The following is a 4,770-nucleotide window of genomic DNA, read 5'->3' as shown; positions in this document are numbered from 1 at the left end:
GGTGTTGGCATCGCCACGGCATCCCCGTGGAACGATCCTGCCGCCGGGTCCACCCCTGCCCCGTCCTCCTCGTCCTCGTCCCCGGCGGCCCCGGCCCCTGATGTGACATCGTCCGCCGCCCCGCGGCCGACGGTCTCCGCCGCCCCGGACGGCGACCACACCGTCGGCGTCACCCCCACCGACACGGCCTCTGCGGTCAACCCCGCGACCGTCGCGGCCGTGAGCGTCGAGGGGGCGACCCTCGACGCCGTCGAACTGGTGCCCCGGGAAGGCGGCACGCCGATCGCCGGGACCCTGTCCGACGACGGCACGCGCTGGACCGCCACCGAACGGCTCGCCTTCGACACCGAGTACGAGTTCTCCTACACCGTGCTCGACGCAGCGGGAGACCCACAGCGGGCGACATCGACGTTCGCCACCGTCGAACCCGCCAACGAGGCCGACGCCGCGATGTTCCCGCTCGACGGCAGCACCGTCGGCACGGGCCAGCCCCTCGAGTTCACCTTCAGCGAGCCGGTGACCAACCGGGACGCGGTGGAGAAGGCCGTCACCGTCACCAGCACGAGCAACCAGCCCGGAGCGTTCTACTGGTTGTCCGACACCAAGGTCCGCTACCGTCCCGAGGAGTTCTGGGCCCCGAACAGCACCATCACCGTCGAGCTGAACCTCTTCGGCGTCGACCTCGGCAACGGCATGATCGGCAACGCCGACAGGACATTGACGATGAGGACGCACAACACGCGCCTCGCCGTCGTCGACAACGACACCAAGATGATGAACGTCTACCTCGACGGCAGGCTGGACCGCACGTTCCCCATCACGCTCGGGACCGACGAGTGGCCCTCCACCGAGGGCTACATGGTGGTGATGGAGCACTACGAGTCCACCCAGTTCCGGGCCGAGTCCATCGGCCTGGAGCCCGGCGACCCCGCCTACTACCCGCCGACGGTCGTGAACCACGCGAGCAGGCTGAGCAACGGCGGTGCCTTCGTCCACGAGGCCCTGCCGGCGGCCCAGGTGGCGCTGGGCAGTTTCAACGTCTCGCACGGCTGCATCGGCATGTCCCCCGAGGGCGCGGAGTACTTCTACAACACCTTCGGCCCCGGCGACGTGGTGCAGATCCTGAACACCGGTTACGGTCCCATGTACGTCTGGGACGGCTTCGGCGACTGGAACGTGCCCTGGAACGAGTGGACCGACCAGCCGTAGGCACCGGCCGATCCCGGACAGGCTCCGCAGGCTAGCCGAAAGGCAGCGTGTGGAGCCTTTTCGCTGTCGCCTCGGTGCGTTCGCGCTGGCGCATCATCGCCGCATAGTCGCGGTCCCGCCGCGATGCGATGACGGCGTGCAGGAACTCCTCCGGAGAGGTGTCCGCGGGCGGAGGCGGTGAGACGTGCCGGCTCGCCTCGGACGCGAGGTCGACGGACAGCGCGTACCGCGCCAGGGGGGTGAGCTTCGGCGCCTGCGCGAGGAACGTCGACATCCGCCGGGCCAGGGCGTCGGGGAGGCGCCCGATGTCCGCCGTCCCCGACCAGGTACGGAGCCTCGGCGGCATGACGGCGAGTGCCCGCGGTTTCACGACCACGCGCTCGCGCATGGCGTAGGTGCCGGCGAGCAGATCGCCGAGCCGCTTGGACCTGTCGTTAAAGAGGGACACGAGGAAGGCGAGCGATCCGCCGAGGAGGTAGATCTCCAGGATCGCCAGCATGCCGCGGATGAAGGCGTGCCGGAAGCGGATGGCCCCACCGTCGTCGCGCACGATCCGCAGGCCCATCACGAGCCGTCCCAGCGACTTGCCGCGCGTGAGGGTCTCGACGGTCACCGGGACGACGACGAGCAGGAGCACCACGACGACGAGCAGGAGGGCCGTGGTGAGCGCCGGATCGAGGGCGCCGCCGAACACGTTGCCGATCAGCAGCGCGAGGAGGATCCCGATTCCGAACTGTGCGACGACGTCGATCAGGATGCTCAGCCCACGGGCGGCGAACCCGGCCGGCCTGAGTTCGAGGACGACGGCCTCGCCGGTGACGATCGAACTCATGTGACCCCCTGGACGCGTGCTGCTGGAGCGTTGCGGCGCACGCCGGGCTGCGGCGCCGCCGGGCCCAGCCTATCGCTGCGCCACCCCCGAGGGGCGTCGCCGGGCCGCGGAACCGGGAGGGTGTCCGCAGGGTGCGTCGGGGCGGGCGCTCCGGTCCGCGGGGACTATAGGGTTGGGCGCATGGACGTGGACGCATTCATCGCCGTGCACCGCGGCGACTGGCAACGCCTGGACGAACTCGTCGGTCGCCGCCGGCTCGACGGCGCCGAATCCGACGAGCTGCTGGTGCTCTACCAGCGCGTCTCCACGCACCTGTCCATCATCCGTTCCGTGGATCCCGAGAGCGCCCTGTCGGGGTCCCTGTCCACGCGCCTCTCACGGGCCCGCACGCGCTTCACCGGCGCGAGGTCCAACACCCTCGAGGACATCGCCACCTTCTTCGTGTTCGCCCTGCCGGCCGCGTTCTACCGCATCCGGTGGCTCACGGTGGCGGTGGGGGTGCTGTTCCTCGCCGTGACCTCGCTGTACGCCCTCTGGGTGGGGACGCCCGGGGTCATCCAGGCCCTGGGCCCGGAGGAGGACCTCCGGCGCTACGTGGAGGAGGACTTCGTCGACTACTACTCCGAGAACCCGGCGGCGTCCTTCGCGGGGCTCGTCTGGACGAACAACGCCTGGATCGCGCTCCAGGCCGTCGCCTTCGGCGTGACGGGCATCTGGCCGGCCTTCATCCTGTACCAGAACGCACAGGGCCTGGGCATCGCCGCGGGCACGATGGCGTCCTACGACAAGTTCGACGTGTTCCTGCTCTACATCCTGCCGCACGGCTTCATGGAACTCACCGCCATCTTCATCGCGGCGGCCGCCGGCCTGCGGATCTTCTGGTCCTGGGTGGCTCCCGGACGGCGCTCCCGGTCCGTGGCCCTGGCGCAGGAGGGGCGTGCCCTGATCACGGTGGCGCTCGGACTGGTCCTGGTGCTGCTCGTCTCCGGTGTCGTCGAGGGTTTCGTGACGCCGAGCGGGCTGCCCCCGTGGCTCCGGCTCACCATCGGCTTCCTGGTCCTCGCCGCCTACTGGGCCTACACCCTGATCCTCGGGCGGCGGGCGGTCGCGGCGGGGCACCGCGGCGACCTCGGCGCCGTCGACCGGGGGGACGCCGTCATCACGGCCTGAACCCGCGATCGCCGGCGTGCGGGGAGTCTCCCGGGCGGGCCCGCGTCCGGCCGGTAGTGTCGAAGACGCCGGACCAGGGCCGGCAGCACCAACCGAGGAGACATCGATGGCCGAGACCGACAGCACCCGTTCAACCGCCTCCACCGGGCACGGCCCGGACCACGACGGAACGGCCCCGCGCCCTTCCGCTCCGGGCGCGGAGGACGCCGTGCGCGACGACGCGACGGCATCGGACGGCGCGGAACCGCCCACCCGGATGATCCCGGCGGTGCAGGACGGCCCCACCGGCCACGGGACCGGCTCGCATCCGGACGGCTCCGAGGCGGATCCCGAGGCGACGGACCCCGAGGCGACGGACCCCGAGGCGCACGGCCCCGGGGCCGCAGGCGGGACGGCCGTGGACGACGCCCCCGGGACGCCGTCCGGTGCCCACCCGTTCCACGGTGCCGATCGGACTCCCGGGGACGGGAGCCGCGCGACCCCGGCCGCCGGGGAGCCGTCGACGGACACCGCGGCGCTCTCGGTGCGCCCCACCGACACGGAAGCGGCACGGCGCGCGGCCGTCCGCGACCAGGCGGTAGCGGCGAAGCCCGCCCTGGCGCGCTTCCTCCAGGTCGTCGTCGCCCTCTTCTTCCCCGTCATCGTCGTGGCGGCCGCAGTACGCGCCGTCGCGTCGTCGTCCTTCCTGTGGCTCGAATACCACCGGCCGGGCTTCCCCGCGGACGCGTACGGCTTCTCGCTGGACGACCGCATGACCTACGGCTCCTACGCGCTCGACTACGTGCTGAACTTCGCTCCCGCGCGCTATCTCGGCGGCCTGGTGACGGCCGACGGCGAGCCCCTGTTCCTCGAGTCCGAAGTCGGCCACATGGCGGACGTGAAGGGCGTGCTGGGCCTGTCCTTCTTCGTGGCCCTCGTGCTCTTCGTCCTGGCCGTCCTGGCCTGCGTCTACCTCGCGCGGCGGTACCGGGGCGGCATCCGGCGCGCGCTGTTCTCCGGCGCCGTCCTCACGCTCGTCGGCATCGCGGTCCTGACGGTCCTCGCGGTCCTCGCATGGCAGACGTTCTTCACGCAGGTCCATGCCCTGTTCTTCGCCGACGGCTCGTGGACCTTCCGGGTCGACGACACCCTGATCAGGCTCTTCCCCGAACAGTTCTGGACGGACTCGGCGCTCACCGTCGCGGTACTCGTCCTGGCGGCGACCGTCCTCACCCTGGTCCTGACCTGGCCCACGAAGGCCCGCCGGGAGCGCTCGATGCTGGCGCAGGACGCCCTGCGGTCCCGCTACCAGGACGCCCTCGACGCCTCCTAGCGGGATCCGCGGGGCGCCGCTAGCGCTTGGCGTACAGCCCCTCCAACGCCTCCGCGTGGTCGGCGACGACGGCGGCCCGCTTCAGCTTGAGGGTGGGCGTGAGGTGGCCCGACTCCACGGTGAACTCCGCGTCCAGCACGGCGAACCGCCGGATCTGTTCGGCCTGCGACACCGTGGCGTTCGCGGCGTCGACGGCCCCCTGCAGTTCGGCGAGGACATCGGCGTCGGTCACGGCCTGCCCGGCGGT

At 71.5% G+C, this 4,770-nt stretch carries 4 protein-coding genes and 1 pseudogene; 3 read left to right on the top strand and 2 right to left on the bottom strand.

Annotated features, from left to right (window positions below; genetic code table 11):
• Nucleotides 1-1,209 (top strand): L,D-transpeptidase (locus CVO76_RS15370; RefSeq protein WP_208740014.1); only part of this gene is annotated, 1,209 nt, incomplete at its 5' end.
• A 31-nt stretch (nt 1,210-1,240) separates the two neighbouring features.
• On the opposite strand, the gene CVO76_RS15365 is transcribed toward CVO76_RS15370, so the two are convergent.
• Nucleotides 1,241-2,041, bottom strand: coding sequence for an RDD family protein (locus CVO76_RS15365; protein WP_208740013.1), 801 nt, complete (start codon nt 2,039-2,041; stop codon nt 1,241-1,243).
• 180 nt (nt 2,042-2,221) lie between these two features.
• Between CVO76_RS15365 and CVO76_RS15360 the strand changes: the two genes are divergently transcribed.
• The gene (locus CVO76_RS15360) at nt 2,222-3,211 is read left to right on the top strand and encodes a stage II sporulation protein M (RefSeq protein WP_208740012.1); all 990 of its coding nucleotides are present in this window, start codon (nt 2,222-2,224) and stop codon (nt 3,209-3,211) included.
• Nucleotides 3,212-3,317: 106 nt separating this feature from the next.
• Nucleotides 3,318-4,523, top strand: a complete 1,206-nt coding sequence (locus CVO76_RS15355) for a TIGR01906 family membrane protein (protein ID WP_244186022.1) — start codon at nt 3,318-3,320, stop codon at nt 4,521-4,523.
• Nucleotides 4,524-4,542: 19 nt separating this feature from the next.
• Here the strand turns inward: CVO76_RS15355 and CVO76_RS15350 are convergent.
• Nucleotides 4,543-4,770, bottom strand: a pseudogene (locus tag CVO76_RS15350) (long-chain fatty acid--CoA ligase); the annotation flags it as partial.

Source organism: Arthrobacter agilis (genome assembly GCF_002953615.1).
In the GTDB taxonomy this organism is placed as follows: Bacteria; Actinomycetota; Actinomycetes; order Actinomycetales; family Micrococcaceae; genus Arthrobacter_D; species Arthrobacter_D agilis_B.
This window is presented reverse-complemented; position numbering and strand designations above follow the sequence as displayed.

Bases quoted from the DNA above. Each gene is read 5' to 3' on its own strand.
- CVO76_RS15365 (WP_208740013.1), bottom strand. From the start codon at position 2,041: ATGAGTTCGATCGTCACCGGCGAGGCCGTCGTCCTCGAACTCAGGCCG.
- CVO76_RS15360 (WP_208740012.1), top strand. From the start codon at position 2,222: ATGGACGTGGACGCATTCATCGCCGTGCACCGCGGCGACTGGCAACGC.
- CVO76_RS15355 (WP_244186022.1), top strand. From the start codon at position 3,318: ATGGCCGAGACCGACAGCACCCGTTCAACCGCCTCCACCGGGCACGGC.